Annotated in this window: 27 protein-coding genes and 1 pseudogene; 3 read left to right on the top strand and 25 right to left on the bottom strand. The window is 62.2% G+C overall.

Annotation, left to right across the window (positions count from 1 at the left end):
* Positions 1–8: 8 nt before the first annotated feature.
* From AC3WLD_RS17975 to AC3WLD_RS17890, 18 genes are all read right to left on the bottom strand, one after another.
* Complete coding sequence (locus tag AC3WLD_RS17975) at positions 9–1409, bottom strand: conjugal transfer protein TraH (RefSeq protein WP_037515325.1); 1401 nt, start codon at positions 1407–1409, stop codon at positions 9–11.
* Between the two features lie 65 nt (positions 1410–1474).
* Positions 1475–2266: a conjugal transfer protein TraF gene (locus AC3WLD_RS17970; RefSeq protein ID WP_017184765.1), complete on the bottom strand. Its 792-nt coding sequence runs from the start codon at positions 2264–2266 to the stop codon at positions 1475–1477.
* A gap of 295 nt (positions 2267–2561) precedes the next feature.
* Entirely contained in the window at positions 2562–4427 is a 1866-nt protein-coding gene (locus AC3WLD_RS17965) for a conjugal transfer protein TraN (RefSeq protein WP_017184766.1), read from the bottom strand.
* Positions 4424–5170: a type-F conjugative transfer system pilin assembly protein TrbC gene (gene trbC / locus AC3WLD_RS17960; protein WP_017184767.1), complete on the bottom strand. Its 747-nt coding sequence runs from the start codon at positions 5168–5170 to the stop codon at positions 4424–4426. Before trbC ends, AC3WLD_RS17965 begins: the two co-directional genes overlap by 4 nt.
* Before the next feature lie 11 nt (positions 5171–5181).
* Positions 5182–6201, bottom strand: coding sequence for a conjugal transfer pilus assembly protein TraU (gene traU / locus AC3WLD_RS17955; RefSeq protein ID WP_026002699.1), 1020 nt, complete (start codon positions 6199–6201; stop codon positions 5182–5184).
* The gene (locus tag AC3WLD_RS17950; protein WP_017184770.1) at positions 6201–6470 is read right to left on the bottom strand and encodes a hypothetical protein; all 270 of its coding nucleotides are present in this window, start codon (positions 6468–6470) and stop codon (positions 6201–6203) included. Before AC3WLD_RS17950 ends, traU begins: the two co-directional genes overlap by 1 nt.
* Positions 6470–7126: a type-F conjugative transfer system protein TraW gene (gene traW / locus AC3WLD_RS17945; protein WP_017184771.1), complete on the bottom strand. Its 657-nt coding sequence runs from the start codon at positions 7124–7126 to the stop codon at positions 6470–6472. The genes AC3WLD_RS17950 and traW overlap by 1 nt, the downstream gene beginning before the upstream one ends.
* Complete coding sequence (locus AC3WLD_RS17940) at positions 7123–7656, bottom strand: S26 family signal peptidase (protein ID WP_017184772.1); 534 nt, start codon at positions 7654–7656, stop codon at positions 7123–7125. Before AC3WLD_RS17940 ends, traW begins: the two co-directional genes overlap by 4 nt.
* Positions 7637–8326: a type-F conjugative transfer system protein TrbI gene (locus AC3WLD_RS17935; protein ID WP_026002700.1), complete on the bottom strand. Its 690-nt coding sequence runs from the start codon at positions 8324–8326 to the stop codon at positions 7637–7639. The genes AC3WLD_RS17940 and AC3WLD_RS17935 overlap by 20 nt, the downstream gene beginning before the upstream one ends.
* Positions 8319–8672, bottom strand: coding sequence for a hypothetical protein (locus AC3WLD_RS17930; RefSeq protein WP_017184774.1), 354 nt, complete (start codon positions 8670–8672; stop codon positions 8319–8321). The genes AC3WLD_RS17935 and AC3WLD_RS17930 overlap by 8 nt, the downstream gene beginning before the upstream one ends.
* Before the next feature lie 3 nt (positions 8673–8675).
* Entirely contained in the window at positions 8676–11261 is a 2586-nt protein-coding gene (gene traC, locus AC3WLD_RS17925) for a type IV secretion system protein TraC (protein WP_017184775.1), read from the bottom strand.
* A 1-nt stretch (position 11262) separates the two neighbouring features.
* Positions 11263–12273: a TraV family lipoprotein gene (locus AC3WLD_RS17920; protein ID WP_017184776.1), complete on the bottom strand. Its 1011-nt coding sequence runs from the start codon at positions 12271–12273 to the stop codon at positions 11263–11265.
* Positions 12270–13145 carry a DsbC family protein gene (locus AC3WLD_RS17915; protein WP_017184777.1) on the bottom strand — a complete coding sequence of 292 codons (876 nt, stop codon included), beginning with the start codon at positions 13143–13145 and terminating at the stop codon, positions 12270–12272. The genes AC3WLD_RS17920 and AC3WLD_RS17915 overlap by 4 nt, the downstream gene beginning before the upstream one ends.
* Positions 13132–14469, bottom strand: a complete 1338-nt coding sequence (locus AC3WLD_RS17910) for a TraB/VirB10 family protein (RefSeq protein ID WP_017184778.1) — start codon at positions 14467–14469, stop codon at positions 13132–13134. The genes AC3WLD_RS17915 and AC3WLD_RS17910 overlap by 14 nt, the downstream gene beginning before the upstream one ends.
* Positions 14470–14473: 4 nt before the next feature.
* On the bottom strand, positions 14474–15310 hold the full coding sequence (locus AC3WLD_RS17905; RefSeq protein ID WP_017184779.1) for a type-F conjugative transfer system secretin TraK: 837 nt from the start codon (positions 15308–15310) through the stop codon (positions 14474–14476).
* Positions 15307–15888 (bottom strand): type IV conjugative transfer system protein TraE, encoded by a 582-nt coding sequence (locus tag AC3WLD_RS17900; RefSeq protein ID WP_017184780.1) that lies wholly within the window; start codon positions 15886–15888, stop codon positions 15307–15309. The genes AC3WLD_RS17905 and AC3WLD_RS17900 overlap by 4 nt, the downstream gene beginning before the upstream one ends.
* A 1-nt stretch (position 15889) precedes the next feature.
* Entirely contained in the window at positions 15890–16180 is a 291-nt protein-coding gene (traL, locus tag AC3WLD_RS17895) for a type IV conjugative transfer system protein TraL (protein ID WP_017184781.1), read from the bottom strand.
* Positions 16181–16239: 59 nt separating this feature from the next.
* Positions 16240–16560, bottom strand: a complete 321-nt coding sequence (locus AC3WLD_RS17890) for a TrbC/VirB2 family protein (RefSeq protein ID WP_017184782.1) — start codon at positions 16558–16560, stop codon at positions 16240–16242.
* A 489-nt stretch (positions 16561–17049) separates the two neighbouring features.
* Here AC3WLD_RS17890 and AC3WLD_RS17885 point away from each other — a divergent pair, with 489 nt between their 5' ends.
* Together AC3WLD_RS17885 and AC3WLD_RS17880 are read left to right on the top strand one after the other, a co-directional pair.
* On the top strand, positions 17050–17370 hold the full coding sequence (locus AC3WLD_RS17885; protein WP_230461512.1) for a hypothetical protein: 321 nt from the start codon (positions 17050–17052) through the stop codon (positions 17368–17370).
* Positions 17371–17521: 151 nt separating this feature from the next.
* A complete protein-coding gene (locus tag AC3WLD_RS17880; protein ID WP_017184784.1) occupies positions 17522–18016 on the top strand; it encodes a hypothetical protein in 495 nt (164 codons plus the stop codon).
* Positions 18017–18054: 38 nt separating this feature from the next.
* Here AC3WLD_RS17880 and AC3WLD_RS17875 read toward each other — a convergent pair whose 3' ends face one another.
* Positions 18055–19020, bottom strand: a complete 966-nt coding sequence (locus tag AC3WLD_RS17875) for a lytic transglycosylase domain-containing protein (protein ID WP_037515329.1) — start codon at positions 19018–19020, stop codon at positions 18055–18057.
* A gap of 110 nt (positions 19021–19130) precedes the next feature.
* Here AC3WLD_RS17875 and AC3WLD_RS17870 point away from each other — a divergent pair, with 110 nt between their 5' ends.
* Positions 19131–20426: a DUF8535 domain-containing protein gene (locus AC3WLD_RS17870; protein WP_017184786.1), complete on the top strand. Its 1296-nt coding sequence runs from the start codon at positions 19131–19133 to the stop codon at positions 20424–20426.
* Here the strand turns inward: AC3WLD_RS17870 and AC3WLD_RS17865 are convergent.
* From AC3WLD_RS17865 to nadC, 6 genes and pseudogenes are all read right to left on the bottom strand, one after another.
* Positions 20423–20692, bottom strand: coding sequence for a hypothetical protein (locus tag AC3WLD_RS17865; protein WP_017184787.1), 270 nt, complete (start codon positions 20690–20692; stop codon positions 20423–20425). The two genes, AC3WLD_RS17870 and AC3WLD_RS17865, sit on opposite strands and share 4 nt — an antisense overlap.
* Positions 20693–20831: 139 nt before the next feature.
* Positions 20832–21230 (bottom strand): SGNH/GDSL hydrolase family protein, encoded by a 399-nt coding sequence (locus AC3WLD_RS17860; RefSeq protein ID WP_225900034.1) that lies wholly within the window; start codon positions 21228–21230, stop codon positions 20832–20834.
* Positions 21231–21240: 10 nt separating this feature from the next.
* Entirely contained in the window at positions 21241–21537 is a 297-nt protein-coding gene (locus AC3WLD_RS17855) for a hypothetical protein (RefSeq protein WP_017184789.1), read from the bottom strand.
* Between the two features lie 223 nt (positions 21538–21760).
* Positions 21761–22993, bottom strand: a complete 1233-nt coding sequence (locus AC3WLD_RS17850; protein ID WP_017184790.1) for an NAD(P)/FAD-dependent oxidoreductase — start codon at positions 22991–22993, stop codon at positions 21761–21763.
* Positions 22994–23099: 106 nt separating this feature from the next.
* Positions 23100–23414: a 2Fe-2S iron-sulfur cluster-binding protein gene (locus AC3WLD_RS17845; protein WP_037478039.1), complete on the bottom strand. Its 315-nt coding sequence runs from the start codon at positions 23412–23414 to the stop codon at positions 23100–23102.
* A gap of 80 nt (positions 23415–23494) precedes the next feature.
* Positions 23495–24166, bottom strand: a pseudogene (gene nadC, locus AC3WLD_RS17840) (carboxylating nicotinate-nucleotide diphosphorylase); the annotation flags it as partial.
* Positions 24167–24241: the final 75 nt, after the last annotated feature.

The following is a 24241-nucleotide window of genomic DNA, read 5'->3' as shown; positions in this document are numbered from 1 at the left end:
CAGCCGCACTAATTCAGACCTTGGGCGTTCAGCCCGCGCGAGAAGTTGAGCGCGGACGCCATCCCCGGCGTCATCGAGTTCTGCAGGGTAGACTCCAGCATGATGCTGCGGTTGATGATCTGCATCGTCACCTGCAGTTTGTTGTTGAGACGGACATCCCGCTGGCTGAACTTGGCGCGCGTGGCCGCGATCTGTTGCTTCCACTGCGTCGCGGTCTCCTGGTCGAAGGTCTGGTAGTGAACCTTCGCCTGCTCGACCCGGTCCAGCATATTGTCGAGCATGGCAGAGAGCAGGTCGACGGCCACAATCTCGGACAGCGTCTGGATCTCGCCGTCGGTCAGCGCATAGTGGGCATAGGCCTGCACGGCGAGGATCTTGTAGATCGGCACGGTCGCGAGGTTGAGGAGCTGCTTTTCGGCGGCGTTGAGCGGCGTGTCCGACCGGATCTTGTCGCTCATCGACTTGATCATCGTGGCGATCCGCGGGCGCAGCGCCGACGATGCCGGGACCGACAGGGTCTGTTCGCCGACATCGTAGCAATTCTCGTCGTTGCACTTCAGCATCTTGACCGGCGGCGCGTCCGCCGTGCCGTCGAGCAGCGCAGTGACGACGGCGTCTTCCGCCGGACCGAACATCACCACCTTGCCGCCAACGCTCGGGTCCGTCGACGGCGTCGTCACGACCGTACCAACGAGCGTCATGATATATTCGGAGAAGGACTGGTCGAACGCCCCGAACTTGGCGGACTTCTTCAGCGCCTCCCAGGTATAGTTGTGCGGTTCGCCGACCAGCTGGTCCTTCATCGACGCATCGGTGTTCCCGGCGATTGTCGAATCCCGCCGATTGCCGTTGTTGCAGCCCTGACGCGAGGCGGCCCAGTCGGAAAAGACGCCCTGGCTGTTGCCGACCGCCTCGCAAATGGTCGCCCGGGTCGAATCCATCTGGGGCCAGATTCCGCCGACCAGCGCCTGAGCGGTCTCGCAGCTGGAGATGTTCATCTGGTTGAGGAGCTGCGCCTTCTGGCTGAACTCGTCCATGACCTTACCGATCTCGGGCGAGACGGAATCGATGGCCAGCTTGAAGGCGAACCCAAGCGCGTTGTTGGCCGTCGCCTTCAGCATCGCCACGATCTCGGACGCATTGATGAAGGAGAAGCTTCCAGAAAACAGGTCGATGCCGCCGCAGCCCGCACGGGCGCTCGGAAGCTGAAGATTGAACGGCTGCACGCTCTTCTGCGGGAAACGCGTCCAGACATTGCCGAGAGAGTAATAGCCGGCCGACTGACCCTGATAGGCCGAGGGGCCGGTCACGTTGGCAGCGCCGCCCGCGTCGGAGAAGAAGTTGTTCATCTCGGACGCGACGTCGGCGCGCGCGACCCCGACGATGGAAAAATTGAGCGCGGCCATCATGGCCATCGAGCCGGCGGCCGAGCGGAAGAAGCGGCGGGCGCGCCCTTTGCGATGATCCTGTCCCATCAGTAATCGCTCCCCACTTTCGTGTTCGTGAGCGTGAAGATGCGATCCATGATCTCATCGGCGCTCAGGATGCCGTATCCAACCGGAATGGTCCGTTTGGTCACCGTGTCGAAGAGGACCAGCGCCGGTGTCTCATTGCCCGGCACGCCCATGCGCGCCCGCTGCCCGGAATCGACGACATGTTCCGGAAAATCGCGGCTCGGCCCCCCGTCCATCGATACGGCCATGACCGCCATCCGGTGGCTGTCGGTCACCGAGCGAAGGATCGGGGCGAACAGCTCACAGGCGCCGCAGCTCTGCGCGAAGAAGTAGAACAGCCCGTAGCGCTGCCCCAGGTTGGTCAGGACCGCGTCGCGATCGGCCTTTCGATTGTCGAGCCAGGCACGCTTGCCGACCGTCGAGACGGGCCTTTGCAACGTGTAGTCGATGTCGGGGTTCTGCCAGAGCGCGCGCTGCCACACGTCGGAGAAAGTCGAGGCGCGGTCGAGCTGCTCGCGCTGGAAGCGGACGTAGGCGATGACGTTCTCTTCGGTCGGCTCCAGGATCGCCTTGGCCTTCAATTCGTCGAGCTGCTTCGTGATCGCCGCCATCCGGTCGACCGCGCTCGGCGGCGGCGACGGTTGCGCCTCGCGCGGCAAGGGTCTGGGCTTGTCGCAATAGAACCATTGTCCGAGCTTCCGCTCGCCGCAGTAGAAAGCATCCGGCCGGTTCTGCTCGATCGTGTCGCGTGACGGCGGCGCATCCTGCGCCAACAGGGGAGCAGCAGTCCCAATCGACAGGGCGAGCAGCATCGAGAGTTTAGCGACGGGGGACATCACGCTTCGTCCTTTCATCGGCTGAGGCGGTTTGCGCGGAAGGGAGTGCGAGCGGTGGGTTGGGTGTCAGACTGTCCCAGGCTGCGGGGTGGACGCAGCAATCGGCCACGGTCGCGGGAGAGCCACCGCAACGATGGTGGGGCGTTGGGGCCGACGGTTGCAGCGCCAGGGATGCCAGGACGAGGGGCAGCTCGAGAACAGGGATAGGCATGGTCACTTTCCTTGGGTTTGCGCTGCGGCCCCTGCGGCAAGGAGATCGGATCGGCCCATCTCACTTGCCGTGGAGGTCGTAGTAGTTCTGAATTTTCTGCTGGATTTCGGTCATGGTCTGGACTTCGTCCGGCAGCTTGGCCGCATCCATGAAGTCCGCATAAACCTCGGTGAAATCCATTACCGACAGGTCGAGCCGCGAGAACTCGTCGATCGTGAAGCCAATGCACTGTTCCTTTTTCGGCGCCCCCCACGGCTTGCCGAGCTGCACACGGCCCTGCTCCTGGAGGATGCGGGAGAGCTTGCTCTCGAAGCAGCAATAAGCGGTGCGCCGCGTGCTGCAGATGCCGAGGAAACTCGACGAGCAATAGGTGCCGAGATTATGGCACAGGCCCATCCGGTCCTTGATGTCGAGCCTCATCTCGTCCTGTGAACATGCGAAAAGGACCAGGAAGGGGGTCGCGAGCGCGGCGATCGCCGCGGGACCGCCCGCCAGCGCAGCCGCGCCAGCGCCGACCGTCAACAAACCCGACGTCTTGCCCGCACAGCAGTTGATAAGGCCGAACACCGGCTTGTGGCAGGTCTCGCGCGTGCCGCTGAAGACCCGGAGATCGGCTTCGTTGAACTCCTTGCCCGCCTGGTCGATCGCATGCAGCGCAACGAGCGCGTCCTTGAACTCGGTCGACGCTTCGCGAACGATCGGCTCGCAGTCGCCGTTGATGCAATAGACGTCGTCGCCGCAGATATATTGCGGCGCATCGCTCGTGCCTCCGGAAGGCGTCGGGCACCTGTAGACGCGGTTCTCGACTTTGCAGGGCCCGCCATCAGGCTCCTCGTCAAGGCATTCTGTGCGCAGATAGGTGCAGCTCCCGTTCGCCTCGAGATCACCGCAGTCATTGGCTGTTGAGATCCGGTGGCATTGATAGGTCCGCTGCCAGGCCCAGCAGGGCTGGGTGACAGGAACGCCGTCGACGATCCGGGTGACCGGGTCGCTCGACGTGCACACTTCGGTCTCGAGCGTGCAGTTCGGGTCGCCGGCATTGGCGGCGCATAGCCCCTCGTTGCGCGTGATGACCGGCACGGCCGGTTCTTCCTGCTTCGTGAGCCAGTAATTGCCGGTCGAGAGCACATAGCCCGGATGATACTCGCCCGGCGTGATCCCCTGGGCCTCGGCGGTGCATTTGACCTCGACGGCGGTGTGGCCAAGGCTTTTGCAGGTCGGCGCCGCAGTATATCCATAGGCGCTCATATTGTCGCAATAGTCGATCGGGCGGCTTTCCCAGCAGATGCCGGTGGCGATCTCGTCGTCAAAAGCCGCGCGGGCGGGATAGGGCCCGCCATCTGTCGGCAGGAAGCTCAACCGACCCGTGTAATAGGTGTAGATCGTCCGCTTCTCGGTGTGAACGTCAAGGCTGACGTTGCAGGTCCGGGCTTCCGTGGTGACCTTGCTGCCGGCGTTGCAACTCGCCTCATAATAGCCCGCGCTCCCCGGCGCGGCGGGCAGCGGCACGCATGTGCCCTTGGTGCCGCCCATTTCCTCGCCAGCGAGATAGGTCGAGGGATCGTTTTCGACCGATGTCGCGCGCGCCGTGGTCGCGAGGATCTCGGAATTGCTGAACGTGGCCCGGCTGTGATCGGCATCGGTGGTGATGCGATATTGCTCGTTGGACGACTTGGCCGCCTGGGCGTCGGACTCAAGCTTACCGGGATCGTCGAAATAGGATCCTTCGGGCAAGCTCGTGCCGGAATAGCCGGGGACCGCGGCGGCTTGCGCATCGCTGGACGGCACCAGCGTGGAATCGTTGCGCTTCTCCGTACCCAGCGCCTTCCCCTCCTGGCGCGCCTCGTCGAGCGTCATCTGGGCAAGCGCGGGCGAACTCGCCATAACGACGCCGAAGAGCGCAGCCAGGACGAGATACGCCCTCATGGATGGGCCTTGCGCATGTTGGCGAGGCCAACCGCTGCGACCCGTGCGCCCGGGCCATTACCGTCCGCGAACTGCTCGAGCGCATATTCGACCGAGACGTTGCCGACGAGCCGATCATAGGGCGGCAGCTTGGTCTGGCAGGAGAAGCCGGCGCAAAGATCGAAGTCCGACGAGACACTGACGTATGTCGGCACTGCCTGGACATCGAAAGCGCGGAACAGCCGCGGATCGATGCCGACATTGGCGAAATCGTCCTGCCGGTCGATGATCTTGCCAAGGCTCGTGGCGAACTCCTTCATCGAATTGTTGGGGAAGCCGCGGAACACGACCACCCCGCCGGCCCTGGCCGTGTCGCCGATCAGCTTCTGCAGCGACTGCGGTGGCATCGACAGGCTCGCGAAGACGATGAACTGGGGCGCCTCGCCCTTCCCTGCCGTCGCGTTCGACGCGGCACCGGCCACGATCTCGTCGAAATCGACGGGGCCTGCCGGTCCCTTGGGCAGATCGCTCTTGGCGACCCGCTGCATGTTCTCCATGCCAGCGTCGCGAACGGTCTGCGCGTCCTCGCGGAAGGCGTCGCCCCTATCCTTCACATGGTTGACGAAAGCCTCGGCATCCGCCTGTAGGTCCGCCGAACGCTGCTTGATCGCCTGGACGTCGATCCCGTCGACGGTCTGCGCGAGCAAGGCCGTCACGCTCGCCAAGCCAAGGATCGCTGCGAAGCCCCAGAGGTATTTGCGCATTGGACGGCCCCCTACAGCACGCAGCAATTGCGTTTGCGCCAGACGAGGTAGCCCATGTCCTCGCCGGCGGCGGGATAGGCGCGACCTGCGTCAGGCGGCATGGTGGATGCCCCGATCGTGGAGCAGGCGAAGCGGCCGCTCACGGTGGGGATCGGATTGACCATCTGGAAGCGGTATTGCTGCTTGCGCATGATCGGCATGAGGTACTTCTTGCAGAGCCCGGCCGAGCCCATCGTCCCCCAGGCAAGAGCTTCGCGGTGCATCTTGTAGGCGAAGCGCGACAGTGCGAGCCGCGAGGACTGAACATGGCCGATCGAGGACGGCACGTTGCCGTTGAGCGGATACATGCTGCCCTGGCACCCCGCACACCAGAACAGCGGATCGAGCGGCAGGTGGACGGTCCCGGCGATGCAGTCGCCGGCGCAGGCGACCTGGGCGATCGGGTTAGCGAAGACGACGGCTTCCGGATTGATCAGCGCCGTCAGACTATCGTCCTGCCAGAGCGGATCGACCTCGGTCATATAGGCGATGTCGAAGCTCGCCTGCTCGAAGCAGACGAAGTCGGTCAGGATCTCCATCCAGTAGAGCAGCGGATAGACGTACCAGTGCACGTGCCATTTGGCCGTGCTCTGCGAGCGGCCGCCCACCATCGAGGGGCCGGCCAGATAGCCCTGGCCGATGTCGAACCCCGGCGCGATGCGCACACCCCCGAGATTAGGAAAGCACCAGGGCTTCATTGTGACGTCCGCGAGCCGCACCGGCTCCCAGAAGCCGACCGAGATGCCGATCCTGGGAAGCGGGCTGCCACAAAAGCAGATCGGGGAAGCGGGATTGCTCGTATCCGGCCGGCCGCTCGGCCAGATCTTGAGGCCGCCGACCGAGAGTGGGAACAGGCAAGACCAACACACGTCGGTGATCGGATTGACGAACTTCCCGTGACAGGTCGGCCCTGCCGCCTGTGCGCTCGGCGCCAGAAAGAAGGCTGCCAGCGCCATGACGAGAAGCCGCAGAGCTGATCGAAAGCCGCGCATCACTGATCCTCCCCGGCAGGTTCGAGAAAGGCGGTGTCCGCGCGATGCTTGCGCGCGAGGTAAAGCGCCGTGGTCAACAGCGTGGCCGCCAGCAGCGACGCGATCGCACAGGGCGCCGCCTGACCGCTGATCCGCATCAACGGCTGCAAGCCCGCGACACTGGCGGCCAGTAGCAGGCAAAGAACCTGCCAGATCCGGCGCAGCCGCCGAAGATCGCGAGTCTCGGGTGCCGCCATCGGCGTTCGGAGCATGTCGAGCCACAGCGGCATCAGCCCGGGCTCCCGGACTTCAACACCACCTCGGAGACGCGCATCACCTTGCCAGCCTGGGTGACCACGGCTGGCGTATGCTCGATGCCGAAGCGGGAAGTGAGCTTGCCTTGCTGATCGAAGTAGAAACGCCGCTTCTTCGCGGTCATCTGCTCGACCGGCGATCCACGCACGAAGATTATCTTCGCCTTGAGGTCCGTGTAGCGCGTCGTGGCCCAAGCGAGCTGCTCGCTATCGTCACCGTCGATGAAGACAAGGTCCTGACGGATCGAGACGAAGTCGAGCGGGTTGATCCGCTGTCCCGCTGGGGCGATCAGGTTGCCCTTCTGGTCGCGGATGTCGCGTTCCATCGTGACCGACGGATCGAAGTCCCAGCTCCGGGCGGTCCGGGCCGGGGTGACCCCCGTGACGGGATCGGGTCGACGAACTTTCGCCTCGACGCGCTTGGCGAACATCTCGTTGGTCCGGGCGAGCTCGCCGCTTGCCTCTGCGCGGCGCAGGCGGTTTTCAATGGTGGAGAGCAGATCGGGCTCGATGACCGGGAACGCCTGCGCGGCCTGGCCATAGTCCTTGGCCTCCGACCGCATCGGCCCAACGACGATCAACCCGCCGACCGTTGCGGCGATGGCCAGCCCGCCTGAGATGAGCACCCTCATAGGATCGGCTCCCCGGTTCCTATGACCTGGCGCGCGCATACGAAGCCGATTTCGGCATAGCGGCTGTCGAAGCCATCCTTGTGCGGCGTAGCCGCGAAATAGCATCCCTGCGGCACCGGGCCGGTTGCGCCCGGCGTCAGGCGTTCACCAAAGCGTGTGAGCGGTTTCATCTGCGCGACGAGGTGGCCGTTCACCGCAACCTGGCGGCCAACGTGGCTGATCGTGTCGCCCGGCATGCCGTAGACGATCTTGCCGAACATCCGCGGCTTCGCGCCGAAGTGGCGACGCAGGAGCGTGCTTGGCGGCGGGTCGAAGAAAACATAGTCTCCGCGCGCCGGCAGCTTGTGGCGCTGGATGAGGAAGGCCCAGTTCGGAAGCGAACCCGTCGTGTTGATCAGCAGCAGATGATCGTCGCGCCATGCGCTGATCGCGCTGAGCAGAACGCTGCCCGCGATGAACAGGCCGAACAACAGCCATAGCCGCGTGCGTGGCCGCCAGCTTGGGCGCGCCTCACTGGCCGCCGATGCCATCGGAGCCTCCGAAGGTCGAAACTTGCGCAGCTGGCGGAGCATATTGCGGAACCGGCTGCTGCTGCCCTGAAGACACCATTCCTGGCGCCGCCATGCCCTGTGCGGCCATCATGGGATCGATCGGAGGAGCAGCCCCGGGCATCTGGCCCGGCATCTGAGCCGGGGCTGCAAGTTGGGGTCTCGCGGCCGCCATCGCCTGGGCATTCATCTGCTGCAGCTCCTCGGCCGAAGCTTGGCGCGGCCGCGGGACGCCCGAGGCGTAGACCGATTGTCTGAGGCTGTCGGTTATATCGGGCACGTTCTTCGTGAGCACGGCTTCGCCGACGAGCACGATCTGGCCGCCAGCACTGCGCCGCTGCAGTTCCTTGTCGAGCGACGCCATGAAGCCCCGCATCTCGGCCTCGACCTGCGCCGGAGGCGATGTCGAGCGCGCCTGCGCCTGCACATATTCCCCGACGATCGAGGAGAGCCGCGCCGAGACGATATGATCCTGCTTGGGCGTCACCAGTGTCTTGGTGACCCACATGCCCCAGACCACAGTGGCCAGAAGGATCAGCCCGGCGAGGATCTGCATACGGCTGAAGCCAGCGAAGAATGTTCGTCTGGGCTTCGCTGGCGCTGCTGGCGATACCGGTGGCGCGGGAAGGTCGAGTTCGGGTTGCTCAGCCATGGCGGGGGTCTCCCTGCGATCGGGCCGAAGGCAGGATCCTGCCTCTCCGCAGGACCATGAGCCCCACGGAAAGGATGAGATGTGCGACGGCGAAGATGGTCTTGAACGATGCGACCCGATCCGGGGTCGCGATGACGTAGCGGGTGCTGAGGTTGTTGAGCTGGTTCATCAGGCCATCGAGCGAGAAGCCGCCAAGGGCGAGAAAAAACAGCGCGAACAGGCCCCAGGTCATGAGCAGCGTTGATGCGAGGAAGCCGCCGAAATACAGGGTGAAATGAAGCATCGCGCGCGCGTCGATCGACGGCGGCGCGGATGGCTGTACCCTCGGCTCTGTGCTGCTGGCCATGGCTCACTCCGCCGCTTGCGCGAGCTCGGGATCCTCGTGAGAGGCCCATTTTTCCGGGTTGTCCGGGAAGGCGATCCGCTCGATCGCCTCATCCATGGTGAGGCCCTGCGTGACGAGATCCTCAATGGCGGCGTAGACGGCCGGACTGGAGGAATAGACCGTGGACGAGAAGGGATCGAGCACCAGGCGGCCGACCGCCAACGTCTCTGGCCCCTTGATCAGAATGTCGGAATATTCGCGGCCGTTGATCTTCAGCGAGCGCAGCAGCGCGTCGGTATAGTCGTCCATCTCGAAACGATCATGCTTCTTGAAGTCGGCGATGGTCTCCGGCTTCTGCTGGAGAATGACGAACCAGTCGCTGTTCTCAAGGGCGGCGATCGAACCCGCAGACTTGTAATAGTCGTTGAGCGACTGGGTCGCGGTGATGAGCGACGCATAATATTTACGGCAGGTACGCGCAAAGGCCTCGATGAACTCGGCCATCGCCCCGCCGCGCATCATCTGCCACGCTTCATCCAGGAATAGCGCCTTGGGGATCGAACGGTCGACCTTACGCATCATTTGCTGTGACATGAACATGATCGCGGCCAGCACTACGCTGCGCAGTTCCTCACGTGACGAAAGATCGGAGAGTTCGAAAACGGTGAGCTGGGCCGACAACTCGAAGGACACTTCGCCCTGGAAGAAGCGGCCATAAGTGCCGGCGGAGGAGAATGGCCGCATAGCTATGCCAAGATCGGTGGCCTGCTGGTTGCCGGTCGCATCCAGGGCGGTGATGATATCATCGATCGAACCAGCCCGCCCCTTCTCCGCCCAGACCGTGTTGACTGCGCCGTCGATCAGGCCGCGCTCGGTATCGTTGAGCCGATCCATGTGGCGCGACATCTGGTTCACGATGGCCTTGAGCATTGCCATGCAGTCGAGGAGATAGTCCTCATCGGTCGCCGCGAGTTCCTCGTCGATCATGCTGAACGGGTTGAGACAAAAGCCCGAAGCCATCGTGAACTCGACGAAAGCGCCGCCCTGGAGCTTGGCGGAATGCTCGAACGAGCGTCCGTCGTCGATGACGACAACGCGGGCGCCGGCGCCACAGAATGACGCGCACAGCTCCTGCAGCGTCACCGATTTGCCGGAGCCCGACTTGCCGAAGACAGCGACATTGTGGTTGCCGGCCGCATTCTCGAACGGGCTCCAGAAGAAGGGCTGACCACGTCTGCCGATCAGCATCAGATGGGGCACCTGGCTCCCGAGGAACTCGCCCTGAATGGGGGCGAGATTAGCGGCGGTCGTGGTCAGCAATGTGCGCATCCGCTTCATGCGCTCGAGATCGCGCGCGAGACCGTTGGCCATCGTCATCGGCATCGCGCAGAGCAGACCCATGATCTGCAGGTAGCGATCGTCGAGAAGATCCCAGCCCGCTGCCCGGTACACGGATTTGAGTACCCGTTCGTTCGCGTCCCCCCGGCCCTTCGGGGAGAAGGCGGTGACACTGAAGAAGACGCGCACGAGCTTGCGGCCCTGGCGCAGCTCGTCGTTCACATAGCGCCATTCCTGGCTCTGATCGCGCAGCTGCGGCAGGAAGCGCGACGATTTTGAATCGGCCAGGCTCGTTGTGCGCATGAACTTGAAGCTGGCCTTGTTGCTCGCGGCCATCGGATCGGGGAATTCGACACAGAGATTGGTCGCGACCGGGCACGGCATGCGCAGCTTGTCGGTAAACATGTCGCCGATCAGCCGGGCGACGTCCCATGGCGCCCAGCGTGCCGGCAGGTTGCGCACCGAGAACGAGCGGACGTCGAAGACGTCCGGCAGAATTTCACCGATCTCCGGCGCTTCGTCGATGGTCTTGCCGGTGGGCCGGAATCGCTCGGTGCGAAGCAGCATCCGGTCAGACTCGATATGCAATTCGACGTCCCGGCGGATTGCCTGGTCCGCGATCGGATCGAGCGGATTATAGCTGACCACGTCCTCGCCGGCAGCAGTAGTCGGCGAGGTAATGTCGTCGATCCAGGCAATGAGTGCCTGCGGATCCATCGTCCTGGCCGACACATTGATCGAGGCAAGCGCCGAGATGATGCCGTCCATGACGGCGACGATCTCCTCTGCCGTCACGCTCGAGCTCTCGGGCGTCGAATAGGAGATCGCCACGCGGTGATTGCGAAGCGAAAAGGGCGCGTCGGCCGAAAGCGACTTCCAGACCCCGTCGGTCAGGAAGTCGACCCGGTGCTTGGCCATGCGCTCATAGACGCCGCGCGCGGAATAGCGCGGGAGATACCATTTGGAGAGGCGCTCGCCGATCCGCGGACTCATCCATTGGTGGAACTGCAGACAGCCGGGGGCAGGAATCGCCTCCGAGAGAAACTGGGTCAGGATCTCGCCCGTGCGTTCGTCCGCGCCGACGAGCGGCGCTGCTTCGATCACGAAGCCGCGCGATGCGCTGTTGTAGAATATCCCGGTCTTGGGATCATAGCTGCGATAGGGCAGCCAATGCGCCAGCATCGGCACGCCAAACTCCGGCCGCTCGGCGTCGGGCCGCTTGGCGTCGCCCAGGATCCCGGACAGCAGGCTCTCGAAGAAGCTCCCCGCCATCTCACTTGTCCTCCGGCACGGCAGCAGGGAAGTTCGCGGCCTTCACCGTCGCGCCGATCGCCGCCGGCGCGGCTGCCGCTCCGGTCTGCGCAACGCCGGCATCCCGGGCATCCTTAGCCGCGCCATTGGCGACCTCCTGATAGTGGGGATCGGCCTTCACGCGCGCGACCGCCGCCGCGCCGGTCGCGCTCATAGGCTGCGGAGCGGGTGCCGAGGCCGCCTTGGCTTCGGGACTGCCGCTCGCCGGTGCATCAGAGGGGGGATGAGGCACCGTCGAAGCGGCAGCCGGCGGAGTATGGCTCAAAGCCGCCGCCGTTCCCGAACCGGATGTCGCTGGCGCCCTGGGAGCGAGACGCGCCCTGACATCCGCTTTGATCGCACTGACCGGATCGGGGGCCGGATCAGGCTTGCGCGCCCGGGCAGCCGCAACGGCCGCCGGGTCCGGTCCGTTCGGATCGCTGTCGGCGAAGCCTGTCAGCGGCGGATCGATGCGGTCGACCGCATCACCAAGCGATTCCTGGATGTCTGGTGCCACCGCCGACGCCCGCGCCGGCATGGACGCCTGCATCAGAGCCTGCTGCCGCCATTCCCCGCTCGCGACGACCGCATGGACCGCACTGGCCTCGTGGAGCCGGCCACGCTCGTCGATATAGGGCTGAAAGACGATCCGCAGCACCTTCTCTTGGCTGCGTCCGGCATCGGTCGAGGCAAGGCGCGCGGATTGGCCCATCGCCACGCGATTGGTTTTCCCGCGCATCGGCTGCCGCATATTGCCGGTGGGCAGAGCATCGCCGTCCGAAGGGTCCGCCGAGATGAGCGCAAGCGCCCTGTCGTCGATCGTCGAACTCGGCGCGCAGATGCCGTCGGGCGCCGCGCAGGAAAAGCTGCCGCGCACATTGCCGCCGAAACTGGCGCAGCCATTGAGCGCCAGGAGACTGGTCAACCCGAGCACACCCGGCAGCCACAGACGACGGCGGCCGCCGCCATGCCCAACCAAGGACCGCCGGATCACGACTGGCCTCCCTTGAGCCAATTCTCGAGGAAGGCGCGCGGCCGGTAGCCCTCGATCACCGCACCGTCGCCGCGCACGATGACCGGCGTGCCGCTGAGACCATGGCGGTGGGCGAAGGCCTCGTTCGCATCGAGCCCCGAGGTGTTGCAGGAAGGTCCTGCCTTGATTTCCTCTCCGGCATAGGCTGCATGCAGCGCGGCCTCCCGGTTCCTGGCGCAGTAGACGCGGTCGGCGACATCGCGGCTTCCGAGCACCGAGATCGGCCGTTCGACGACCCGCACGTTCATGTCCTTCAGGACACTGGTGAGCGCCCGGCAATAGCCACAGCGGAAATCGGTGAAGACCGTGATCGTCTGGCCCGAAGGATTGCCCCAGACGATCGCACCGTCTCGGGGCAGCTCGGCGAGCGAGAGCTTCTGCGGCGTCGCAGGGCGGACTGGCTTCTCCACCCGGCCCGGCGTTGCCGCAGCGAGCTGTGAAGTATCGTCTTCGCCGCCCGCATTTGCCGCCGCATTGGCCTTCGCGGCTGCGCCGACGAGCATGTCGGGGTTCATCTCGAGCAGACGGGCGGCCGTGATGTCCTGCCGGGTCTGCATGTCATAGACGCGGCCGATGACGAGGAAACGCGCGCCCGTATCGACGTAGAACAGGTTGGCGCCCGCGGTAATCTCGCAAAGGCCGCTGATCTTGCCGCAATCGATAGCGGTGACCGGTGTCTTGGGCAGCCGCGTCTTTAGGAGCAACCGGACCCGGTCTTCCGGGCTGTTCGTGTCGGCCGCGAGCGCGATGCCGGCGACGCTCAGCCCGAGGAGCGTGGTGAGGACGAGGCGCGACGGGCGGCCCAGCGCGCGCAGACGATCAATTGCGAACATAGACACCCTCCAGGAAGACAATCTCAACATCGATGCCGGTCGGCATCTCAATCACGGGCTGGTATTGCTCGGCGCGTTCGATCAGATATTTGGAGACCATGTCGCCAGTCTGGGCGACGCCCTCGCCGAAACCGCCCTCGAGGATGTCGCCCGTCGAGAGCTTCTGGCGCTGGCCGTTGGTCGTGATGTTGGTGCCCTGGAAGACCGAGTTGGCATTCGCCGAGAAGCCACGGCCGAAGCCGCCAGCAAGGCCCGCCAGGAAGGCCTGGGTCACGAGCGAGCCTTCGCGGGACACCACCCGGCCACGCACGCCCGTCTTACCCCCGAAGGCGATGAAGCCCTTGACCTCGGAGACCGCGTAGCGGCCGCCGGGCTGCGGGCAGGTCATCTTCTGAAGCTTGACGTAGACCTTCTCGCTCGAGAGGTCGCCGCGCGCCGCGCCGTTGATGAGGCAGCCCTCTATCTTGGTCGTGAGCAGGCGGCCGTTCTGGTAGACCGAGCGCGCCGGACCCGTCACACGCAGCACGACGGGCAAGGGATCGCTCTGGCTGTTGACCCCCGCGCTCGCATCCACGCCCACGATCACCTTCGCACGCGCGAAGCTGTTGGGCGGCAGATAGTTGACGCTGTCGGTATAGACCGTGTTGCCCTTGGCAATGCGGGAGGCGTTGCCGCTATCCGTCGTCGTGAAGTTGACGAGCTTCACTTCCGCGGCCGAAGCGATCGGAGCCGCCGCTTGCGTTCCGCCCTGCGCGCCCGGTCGCTGATAGGCCTGCGGACCATAGGGCCCGTACATTGCGGCCGGGCCGGGCGCCGGTGCTGCGGCAGTCCGGCGATCAGCGACCTGCCGGCGAAGTTGCTCGTTTTCGGCCTGGTAGGCGGACAGGACCCGCTGGCCATCGGCCTGCATCGCCTGATTCTGGCCCTTCAGCGCCTCGACCTGCGCGGTCAGCGCCTCGAGCCGGCTATTCTGCCCGTCGATCGACTTGAGTTGGTTTTCTGTCGACTGAAAGCGGTTCTCCGAAAGCGCCATCCATTCCTGCTGGGAGAGGTTGCGGTTGACGAGATCCTTGGTGGAGACGTCGACCTCGCTGACGCCGTCGTCGGTCTCCTTCGATTTGTCGCCGTCGCCGCCGAAGATCCAGAAGGACGAAAGGACCAGGCCCACGCCCGCGACGCCGGCGAGGAGCAGACGCTGGCGGCGGCGGACTGCGTCATTGGCACCGAGATCGCCCGACAGCGGGGAAACTCCCTCTTCGGTGCCGCCCTCGCTGCCGCCGTCGAGAGGACGGCGACTGCGCTTCAGGAAATCGGAAAGAGCCATATCCTCACCTTCCCGTAGGAGTATTTTGGCCAGCCAAGGGGCTCGGACCATTTTGCGAGACGAGGTAGGCCGTGGTGACCTTGCCCGGTGCGAGCTTGGTGTCGGCGATCGAGACGGCGAGCGCGCTCGAAGGAGCGACCATGCTTGTGGTAAGCTCGACGCTCTGGTCACCCTTGTTCTCGATCCGAAGCACCCGGCCGGTCAGCTCGGAACCCCGATATTCGGCGATCATCTGGACCTTGAGAGTGCCAACATAGACGGGGCGCAGGGTGCGCTGGCGCATCTCGTAGCCATCGGCGACGGCATTCGAATACATGGCCTGGACAAGCTCGACGGCGGCATCCTGGGGTCCCAGCTGATTGGCGGGACCATTCTCGGCCGCCTTTTCGTTGGCGATCGCAGGGTTCGAAACAAAGACCTGGGCGGCCTGGTCCCCGCTGATCCGGCACACGAACTTGTAGACGTAGCCGCGCTTGCTGGTCGCGAAGAAGGAAAGCGCGGGTCGGCCAAACCCGTCTGGCACAGACAGGTAGATGTCACCGCGGACCGGCTCGTTGACGACCGAGAAGTCGTCCTGCGGATTGCCGGTCGAGATCTTCGACACGCTCGCGAACTCGTCCTCGACGAGGCTGATGCGGGTCAGATCCTTGGCCGACGCGGTGCAATCAACCTGCGCGCTGTCGCTCGCCATGATCGTCTGATCGGCGAAGGCCGGCTCGGCGATGAGGAAGACCGCCAGGGCGACGAGGCTTGCGCCGATGAAGCGGCTCGCGTGGCAAGTCACGCGCGAGAGGAAGGCAGTGCCGAGCGCGGCACTCCCGATAGCATAGACCGGCATCATGATGAGCTCCCCTGTTGGTCTTTCGCGGAGCCGGTCTTCACCATCCCGAAGCCCACCAGCTTCAGCGACAGGCCGGAATATTCCCAGTCGTAGCGGAAGGTGCGGTTCTCGCTGGAGATGACCTTGTTGCCGACGATCGTGTGCAGTTCGCCGGTCACCTCCGAGCGGAGGTTCCTGGTGTCGATCTCCATCTTCTGGATGGTGAAGAACTGCGAGATCGAGGAGCCGCGCTGCTCGCTGACGATCTTGAGCAGGTCGGCCTTGATCTTGCCCTGCGTGCGCGGGCTCGCAATGTCGAGCACCGCATTCATCCAGTATTCGAGGTTCTGCGGGCTGCGATCGAGCGTCAGCACGACCGTGTCGCGCGTGATCATCTCCAGATATTCGCGGCTGACGCCGGCAGAGCTGACCGTCAGCGGAGAACGCAGCACTGGTTGCAGCACCACCTCGCGGTCGCGCGACAGGCTGACCGTGCAGAGCAGCAGGGTGATCACGGCGAGCGCCACCGCGGCGACGGCCAGAATGTTGCGCTGGCGCAGGATCCGCTGGCTGTTCGTATGGCTGTAGGAAAGTTCCATATCACCCCGCCATCAGTCGAAGATATGAGGGTGGCGTGGCTCTCAGGCCGGTGAAGCCGGCCGGAAGATGCCAATAGGCCAGGTGAAGCAGCCAGGACGTCGCCCGGCCTGCCTTAGCTTTTCTGAGACCCCACCAGCCCGCCCCCGAAAGAAGCATGCCGATAAGGATGTGCTGAGACAGGATCCCCCAGACGAATGGGATAACCATCGCCAGGAACTCATCCAGCGTCCACAGCCCGATCAGCTCGGGATCGTCGAGATGAGTTGGAATGACGTACTTGTCTGCGGCCATTGCACCACCCCCTCCTGGACCTGGGCGGAGCTGCTACTCCGCACAGGCCTGGGATCGGTTCAGATCGTCGCGGTCACGGTGGACGTGACGATCGGCACGCCGGTTCCGGCACCGACGCCGACGCCGACCGGGATCGCGATCTGCCCCATCGAGAAGCGACCCGAAGCGAGGGCGACCACGCCGCCGGCGAGGCTGAGCACCGTGATGATCTTGCCGCCGGATCCCTCGAGGAAGTCGGTGAACTTAGTGAGCGCGGTGTTGAACGTCGTGTCGGCGCCGGCGAAGGCGGGACCGGCGAAGAAGAGAAAAGCGAACAGGAGTACGGCGAGGGCGAGGATCGCCAGCTCCGCGTGTCCGCTCTTTTGGAGGACAGACTGCATGTGGATTTCCTTCGATTGGAGACGCGACGGAACCGCGCCCAAACAAAGCTGGCCAATCACATCGCCGCACCGCAACGACGTATGGGATCAGCCCCCTCCCGAATCGGGAAAATTTTCGATCATGTTCGATGTCGGTGATGAAAATGGGGCACCGTGTCCCGGTGATCAGGGCATCCTGCCCCGTCATATGGGGCAAATTGGCCGGGTTGACGGGGCGTTATGCCCTGCAATTGCGGACAGGCTTCATTCGCGGTAGATTCGCGGCGCAAGACTCGTCAGATATTAACCATTGCCTGTTCATAATCCCGGCAAGGCAACCGACCATCGATCGGGCTCTAATGGATGAGGGCAGTTCAGGACGTGGGCACTATGGGCGCTGACTCACGAGACTTTACACTGGATATCTCCGAACGCTTCTTTCATCTCACGACTGAGAGCCTTCGCCTTCATTCTAATAGTACTAAGTGCTATCAGACGCTCGAAAATCTCGTGAACAGCCGCGTTCCAGGAATAGAAAAGATAGATGATGAGGATGCGGAGAACCTAAAGCGCCATCTGGTGGCTGTCCCTACAGGCGGAAGCATTCAGATCCATTTAGAGATTACGGAGACGAGTGCCAAAAATCTTGAGAGAATAAAAGAATTGCTCGAAACAAGACTCGAAACCAACATTTCTGTTGGGGACGCTCTTTCTGCCCTTTTATTCAACTATATAGTCGAGCAGCGGGCAGCTCGCGTGATTTCCAAGCTCCAGTTGGACGAGTTCGATCAACCTCGCGAGACCGGCCCATTCAAGGGGTCCCGGCACTAACAAGCGCGGTCACCAATGCGTTAGCCTTTCGGTTCGGACAAATCTGGTCGAAACCACGCTTGCATTGGCTTTTCTGCTATGATTGTCTTCCCCATCCGAACGGCATTGGGGGATCGATATGACATCTCTTGCCAAGTTAGGGGCGTAAGTTGTGGAGCTCGCCCAAGGCGACGAGCTGCAGAGGGACTATGTGCCTCTGATCCTGCGGGCGATGGCTTGCAAGAAAGCAACTCAACGCAAACTCGCCCACCTGACCGGTATCAGCAAATCGAGGCTGGGCGTTTTGCTGCACAGCAAGCCCGAAAAACGCGTCACCATGACGCTTCCTGAATTTGAAACAATATTGCACGCGCTCGGCATGAATCTAGTGCACGCATATGTGTGCCTGAAAACCTTCAAAGGTCTCGATGAATATTATCAGAAATGTTATTCGACGGCTGTCTTCATGCTCTGCGACATATGCGTGCGCGCGCCTGAGCGAATGATTGATGTGCTCGAGGAATTGGGTGGCTTCGATGGAACCGAGATCAGGCTGGCCTGGAGCCCGTCGCTCCAAAACGCATTGATCAAGAAGGTGACCGAGGAGGTCCAAGCTATTCATGAGCGCAGAAATCGCCTCACCCATGGCGACGATTTCGACCTCTAGCCGAACTGTTCGTGGACATGGATCAGCAAACCATGCGGCTAGAATGTCGAGACGGACGCCTTCCTTCCGATTGTTGGGCGCAGCTGCGTGTTAGGGCCGGCTGTCGTCGAAATGATTGTCGCCTGGCGCCCGATCCCGCTCAATCGCGACCAGTTGAGCAGAACATTGTCCACATAGGCTTGCGTTTCAGGGATCTGCGGGACCAGGCCATTCCGAATCCGCCCCGGTCCTGCATTGTAGGCGGCGAGCGCGAGATGATAGTGGCCGAAACGGTCGAGCTGCTGGCGCAGATATTTCGCGCCCCCGCGCAGGTTCTCATTGATGCTGTAACGGTTGACGCCCAGTGCAACTGCCGTGTCGGGCATCAACTGTGTGAGCCCGAATGCGTTCTTGCGCGAGAAAGCGTCGGGCCGATACCGGCTTTCCCGGATGATCATGGCATCGAACAGGCCAACCGGAATGCCATATTGGCATGCGATGTTGCTCATCATGTCGTAGTAACTAGCCCGGCGCATCTCGGCATCGGACGTCAGAAATCCGGTCGGCCGGTAACCCGGCGAAGAGCAGCCAGGCACATAATGATAAGCCGCCGACGCGAACATGGCGCCGCCTCGCATCCAGAGCGGGACAGGCACGCTGGATGCAGGCGGGAGCTGTGCTTCGACCGCCATCGCGCCCAACTGCGCGACGCCCACATGGGCGAACGGATCTTCGGCATCGGCAGGCGCCGACCGGGGATTTGTGTCCATGAAATTGTTCGCCATCTGGAATTCCACCCATTGCCGACTGAGGTCATGCACCCGAAAGTCCCCAACCGGCGGCAACAGTGTCGCATCTGGCAGATCCCGAACTGGCGCAGCCGGCGCCGCGACGTCTTGCTTCACCGGGGCGCCCATCGCGATGAGCTGGACGCTTCGGACCGCGTGTTCAGGCCTCGAGACGGCGGGCGCTTCGACGGAACAGATCAGGCCGACGGTGGCGACACCCAAGAAAAAAGCACGCATGACGACCTCCCCATTCTTGAACCGAGGAAAATGGACGCCAGCCGAGTCCATCTTGTCAATCCGCCCCGAGACACTCTGACGGCCGGCCGCACAGCTCTTGCGAGAGCGAAATGTGGCTGATCGCGCGATACAGCAATGGCTGCGGAAAGGGCCGAATTCCTCTTCCAGAGGCCGTTCGGAATGCCCTGGTTCGCTGGTACATCGGCCAAGGTGCCCGGGCCGATGAAGAAGCGGGGATCATGCTCGTCCAGCAAGCGCGCATCGGCGAAAAGTGGATCGCCTGTGACTGCTTGCCGCCAGGTGAACCGCCGCCCATCCTGACTCCCGCCTTCCTCTCGGAAGCTGAAACCTACTACCTGCGGCGTCTTACGAGCACTGATCGGCCCGAGCATCAACCCGATTGCCCGTTTTTCCGCGAACAGGCAACAAACCGCATCACCGAAGTGTGGACACAGGAAAGCCCTGCGGAACCGCCCGCCGGCTATTTCGAGGTTCTGCGCCCCGCGCCCGAGAAGCTTGCCCAACGTCCCGAGGAGGACAGCACCGATGATCGTACCCGTCAGGCATCGATCCCGCGCCTGGCGCGGTTGCTTTGGCGGCTTCTTGCTCTTTCCGGCTTGAATCGTTGCCTGCCTCCATCGTTCGATACGGCCGAGCGTTCCATCAAAACCGAATTCCGCGTGCTCTCCGTTGCGGCCGGAAAAGTCGAAATCGCGCCAGGCATTGAACTGGGTCGCGCGTTCTGGACGCATGCTCAGGCGCTACACAGCCGACGCATGTACGCGCGTCTGCGTGAACTTGCCCGAGGCTGGCCCCGCGGCCATGCTCCGCAGGCGTTCCTGGCCCTATTTGCTCAGGATGTCCGCGGCTCCACCATATATGTGCCGGGAAGCGATCCGGTTGTCCTCGCCAATCGCGTCCAATCGCCGTCGATCCGTGGAAACCAGATCAAGGGGCCTTACCTGACGATCGTCGTTGCTGGGGAATATCCTGAAGCCCATGGGTATGCGCCGCTCCGTGCCTACGCCCAGCCTATTTTCTCAGGGAAACGCTTCGTTCCGGTAGATTCCGAATTTGAACGCGCAGTGCTCCGCGAATTGATCAAACTCCAATGGACGTTCGATCGCATCGGAATCGACCTCACCATTGAGAAACCGGTTTTCGACACACTTACGCCGATCGGCGCCTGCCGGCCTGACTTCATCCTGGAACTGCGCTCTCGCGAAACCGGCGAGATCAGGTCGATCATCGTGGAAGCCATGGGATCAACTGATGAGACGTATCTAGCCGCAAAAGCTGTCACTCATCCGCGCATGGCGCAAATTGGTCCACTCGTGTGTGTATCACCGGCGGATGTGGAAACGGGCCGCATCGGCGCTATCGTCCGTCGCGCGGCGGGCGCCTAGCTCCAGCGCATCGATGTGGCGAAGAGAATGACGATGCCGAGCGTCACAGGCATGGAAGTCAGGTACAGCTTTTGCCAGCGCCACCATATTTTCGGGACAAACAGGATGGCGGACCGAAGGGAATTGACGCTGGACCAGCCGCGCTCGCGAACCACTTCCACCATTGTCGTCGCGCAGGAGAGCGCCATGGCGATCACGCAGCACGAACCGGCAGCGACATAAAGCGCCATCCAGTTCGCCAGTTCGATCGCCGTCAGATATCGCATCTCAGCAACCTGTATAGCCGATAATCGTGCACAAAGGCTAATCGGAGTATCAGGTACCGCAAAATTGGAACTTGCCTCATCTGAGATGCACAGATGCCAAAGGTCGGCGTTGCAACGCGATGCAGAAGATGCGTGCGCGTCAGTCCGGGTCCGACCGCAGTAGTACCCGCGCTACGAGGTCGTAGCGCGTCGGGTGTATCCGATCCCGCGTCGGAAAGCGCAGCAGATCGATCGTCTCATCAGCATAGGTCGCAGCGACCGAGTTCACAATGTAGGCATGTTGACGACTGTAAGGAAGAAGCCAAATGACCCGATGGCAGATGGTCCGGATACGGATACTCGTCAGCCTGGCGGCGAGATCAGACCTTGCATCGTCGTTGGATCCGACCGAAAAGACGCATGCGCCGTACTTCTTCGTTGGGAAACGCCATCCAAGTATCTGATGTGCATGCACACGCTCGGCCGCTAGCACATCGCACTGGGGGGCATATTTCGCGTTGATGGCGCGTGCGGTCCCCAGCCCGATGCTGTCGCCCAATATGAGGCACTCAAATACGGACCTGCTCCCCGGCATCGGGAACGTTGCTGTCTTGGTCTTCGATTTGTTGCCGGATTTCCGATACGTCCACCTTGCCGATCAGGTAATCCCCCTCATCCTTGAAAAACGCCTCAATCCGCTTCGTTTCGTCCAGAGGTGGCAAAAGCGAACCGAAGCGGGCCTGCCATTGCTGCTCTACAAAACCCAGGAGTGCCTTCCAGGAAGCCGCCTCGCTTGCGTGGACCTGGAGCATCTTATGACCCTCATGCAGGATGATAAGGACGGAGGCGTGCATGATGCTATCCATCGTAAGCGGCAAATCAGTACGGGCAGGCACGACCTGCCTTTTCGTCGCAAAACATGCAATTCCGGCCACCCGAAATCAAAAATACATATCAACTATGTCTATGTACTGCCAAACTGATTCTAGAAAATACAAGAAAAACCTTCACATGTGTAAAGAGAAAGTTTCAGTTAATTTTGTATATACTCAGAAATTTATCAGAATTGTTATTATAACAACAGTTCTATCAACTCACCAAAAGTGACTTGATAGGAATCTCAGGGTTTGCAAGTACAGATTTATCAGGAGTGGCCTGCGTGATAACGAGTGCCTTACCCTGAACATAGTCCTTCACAGAGTTGACGCAGTCAAGGGCCAGCACCTTACCCTTGCTAAGATATACGAGCGTGAAGCTGCGCGCTGCGCTCTGGCCCCGCACGACGACTTCATCGTATCCCAAGCTAAGCCCGATAGTCTGGAGCTTGAGATCATATTGGTTCGACCAGAACCAGGGAACGGCGTGGTACGGCGCGGCGTCACCAGCAATATGCCTGGCGGCCGTTATGGCCTGGTCATTGGCGTTCTGAACTGACTCCAACCGGATCCGCTGACCGCCAGCAAAGGGGTTGGCATGGATCGCGCAATCGCCGATCGCGTAAATGTTCGGCAACGAAGTCTGACAGAATTCATCGACTTCTACCCCGTTCCCGCTTGCCGCACCCGCCGCGATCAATGGCTCTACGGCCGGAACGATCCCGATGCCGACGACAACCATGTCTGCGGGTAAGACCGAGCCGTCAGACATCCGGACACCCGTTACCCATCCATCATGTCCAATCAGGCAATCCATTTTGGCGTTCAAATGGATCTCAACGCCATGCGCCCGATGTTCAGCCTCATAAAAACGAGAAAGCGGTTCACCAGCGACCCTTGCCAGCACACGATCCATCGCTTCCAGCACCGTCACTTGCTTGCCGAGCTTGGCGAGTACCGCAGCCGCCTCGAGGCCGATATACCCGCCACCGATCACCACGACATTCTGCACTTTCGGCGTCTCGGCCAGCATGCGGTCAGCGTCAGCACGAGTGCGGACGTTGTGGACACCCATGAGATCGCTTCCCGAACAGCTCAAGCGACGAGGCGCACCGCCAGTTGCCCAGATCAGCTTGCCATAGCCAATGCGGCTTCCGTCGGAGAGCACAACATTTTGCTCCGCCGGATCGACGGCCACAACCCGTCGCAGGAGCTGCAACTCGATATCGCGCTCGGCCCAGATTGCCTGAGGTCGAATGAGAATTCTTTCGAAGCTCTTTTCGCCTGAGAAATATTCCTTGGAGAGCGGCGGGCGTTCATATGGCGGATCTGGCTCATCTCCCAGCAGTGCCACACTTCCCGCATATTTATGCTGGCGCAGCGCGAGCGCGGCTTGAGCTCCCCCATGCCCGGCCCCAACAATAAGAACATCGTACCGCTCGCTCATGGGATAGATAGCTTCCTTACAGGATTACATAAGCCGTGCTTTGCTTGTCACGCCGTCGGTTAACGGCAAGAGCCTGATTGAGCTCTCTTTGCGAACTCAAGTGCCCTCAATCTTCCGGCGCAATCGTGATGCAAAGTCCGTCCAGAGCATCAGAGATAGTCAACTGACAGGATAACCGAGATCTTGAGCAACGGTGCTCGGACGAGTCCAGAAGATCGTCCTCATCCGTACTCATGGGTGGCAAGCGATCGAGAAACGCTTCATCGACCTGGATATGGCAGGTTGCGCAGGAGCAACACCCTCCGCACAATGCAAGCAACTCGTCGATGCCTGCGTCGCGGATCGCTTCCAGTAACGTGGTTGCGCCATTCGGTGTGACGGTCACGCGCTCGCCAGTGCGCGTTGTAACGGTAATCTCCATTAGTCCTCTAATTTCCAAATATGCTTTTTGGCAGTCTGCTATCGACTGAAAAACCTCCACGCCGCCTTGGCGCGCAAGGCTCATGGGGAAAGCGCGTAGTCCAATCCGATATCGGCCGCGGGAGCACTTTGGGTGATGCGCCCGACTGATACAAAATCGACGCCAGTCGACGCGATTTCCCTAATCGTATCGAGCCGCACGCCGCCTGACGCTTCGATGGGGACGCGGCCGCCGACAAGGGCGACGGCCTCTTTGAGCTTGGCAGGAGACATGTTGTCGCAAAGCAGACGATCCGCCCCCGCCATCAGCGCAGGCTCGATTTGTTCGATCCCGTCAACCTCGACCTGGACTTCCAGCCCGGTATTGGCGGCTTTCGCAGCCTTGACCGCTTCGACAATGCTGCCAGCGGCGGCGATGTGGTTGTCCTTGATCAGGATACCGTCATCCAGACGCATGCGATGATTCCGCGCCCCGCCCACCTTGGCGGCATATTTCTCGATCGCCCGAAGACCGGGAATTGTCTTGCGCGTATCGAGAAGGACGCAATCCGTACCGGCGATCGCTTCGGCATAAGATCGCGTCACCGTCGCGATGCCGGTCAGGTGCTGGAGCGTATTGAGAGCGGACCTCTCGGCCGCGAGCATGAGCTGCGCGCTTCCCGCAATTCGCATGAGGGGCTGCCCAGCGGCAACATTGTCCCCATCCTGCACCAGGAATTCGATAGCGACCTCGGGGTCGAGCTTACCGAAAAAGGGACTGTCAGGATTTCCGTGTGTGGCCGGGCATAATGGGCAACAAGGAGTCCCACTATGTCACGACGCAAAGAA

The organism is Novosphingobium sp. FW305-C-111 (assembly GCF_058783565.1).
This window is presented reverse-complemented; position numbering and strand designations above follow the sequence as displayed.

Excerpts from the sequence above, each read along its gene's own strand:
- AC3WLD_RS17975 (WP_037515325.1), bottom strand. The coding sequence starts at position 1,409 with ATGATGGCCGCGCTCAATTTTTCCATCGTCGGGGTCGCGCGCGCCGAC.
- AC3WLD_RS17970 (WP_017184765.1), bottom strand. The coding sequence starts at position 2,266 with ATGCTGCTCGCCCTGTCGATTGGGACTGCTGCTCCCCTGTTGGCGCAG.
- AC3WLD_RS17965 (WP_017184766.1), bottom strand. The coding sequence starts at position 4,427 with ATGAGGGCGTATCTCGTCCTGGCTGCGCTCTTCGGCGTCGTTATGGCG.
- trbC (WP_017184767.1), bottom strand. The coding sequence starts at position 5,170 with ATGCGCAAATACCTCTGGGGCTTCGCAGCGATCCTTGGCTTGGCGAGC.
- traU (WP_026002699.1), bottom strand. The coding sequence starts at position 6,201 with ATGCGCGGCTTTCGATCAGCTCTGCGGCTTCTCGTCATGGCGCTGGCA.
- AC3WLD_RS17950 (WP_017184770.1), bottom strand. The coding sequence starts at position 6,470 with ATGCCGCTGTGGCTCGACATGCTCCGAACGCCGATGGCGGCACCCGAG.
- traW (WP_017184771.1), bottom strand. The coding sequence starts at position 7,126 with ATGAGGGTGCTCATCTCAGGCGGGCTGGCCATCGCCGCAACGGTCGGC.
- AC3WLD_RS17940 (WP_017184772.1), bottom strand. The coding sequence starts at position 7,656 with ATGGCATCGGCGGCCAGTGAGGCGCGCCCAAGCTGGCGGCCACGCACG.
- AC3WLD_RS17935 (WP_026002700.1), bottom strand. The coding sequence starts at position 8,326 with ATGGCTGAGCAACCCGAACTCGACCTTCCCGCGCCACCGGTATCGCCA.
- AC3WLD_RS17930 (WP_017184774.1), bottom strand. The coding sequence starts at position 8,672 with ATGGCCAGCAGCACAGAGCCGAGGGTACAGCCATCCGCGCCGCCGTCG.
- traC (WP_017184775.1), bottom strand. The coding sequence starts at position 11,261 with ATGGCGGGGAGCTTCTTCGAGAGCCTGCTGTCCGGGATCCTGGGCGAC.
- AC3WLD_RS17915 (WP_017184777.1), bottom strand. The coding sequence starts at position 13,145 with ATGTTCGCAATTGATCGTCTGCGCGCGCTGGGCCGCCCGTCGCGCCTC.
- AC3WLD_RS17910 (WP_017184778.1), bottom strand. The coding sequence starts at position 14,469 with ATGGCTCTTTCCGATTTCCTGAAGCGCAGTCGCCGTCCTCTCGACGGC.
- AC3WLD_RS17905 (WP_017184779.1), bottom strand. The coding sequence starts at position 15,310 with ATGATGCCGGTCTATGCTATCGGGAGTGCCGCGCTCGGCACTGCCTTC.
- AC3WLD_RS17900 (WP_017184780.1), bottom strand. The coding sequence starts at position 15,888 with ATGGAACTTTCCTACAGCCATACGAACAGCCAGCGGATCCTGCGCCAG.
- traL (WP_017184781.1), bottom strand. The coding sequence starts at position 16,180 with ATGGCCGCAGACAAGTACGTCATTCCAACTCATCTCGACGATCCCGAG.
- AC3WLD_RS17890 (WP_017184782.1), bottom strand. The coding sequence starts at position 16,560 with ATGCAGTCTGTCCTCCAAAAGAGCGGACACGCGGAGCTGGCGATCCTC.
- AC3WLD_RS17875 (WP_037515329.1), bottom strand. The coding sequence starts at position 19,020 with ATGCGTGCTTTTTTCTTGGGTGTCGCCACCGTCGGCCTGATCTGTTCC.
- AC3WLD_RS17870 (WP_017184786.1), top strand. The coding sequence starts at position 19,131 with ATGTGGCTGATCGCGCGATACAGCAATGGCTGCGGAAAGGGCCGAATT.
- AC3WLD_RS17865 (WP_017184787.1), bottom strand. The coding sequence starts at position 20,692 with ATGCGATATCTGACGGCGATCGAACTGGCGAACTGGATGGCGCTTTAT.
- AC3WLD_RS17855 (WP_017184789.1), bottom strand. The coding sequence starts at position 21,537 with ATGGATAGCATCATGCACGCCTCCGTCCTTATCATCCTGCATGAGGGT.
- AC3WLD_RS17850 (WP_017184790.1), bottom strand. The coding sequence starts at position 22,993 with ATGAGCGAGCGGTACGATGTTCTTATTGTTGGGGCCGGGCATGGGGGA.
- AC3WLD_RS17845 (WP_037478039.1), bottom strand. The coding sequence starts at position 23,414 with ATGGAGATTACCGTTACAACGCGCACTGGCGAGCGCGTGACCGTCACA.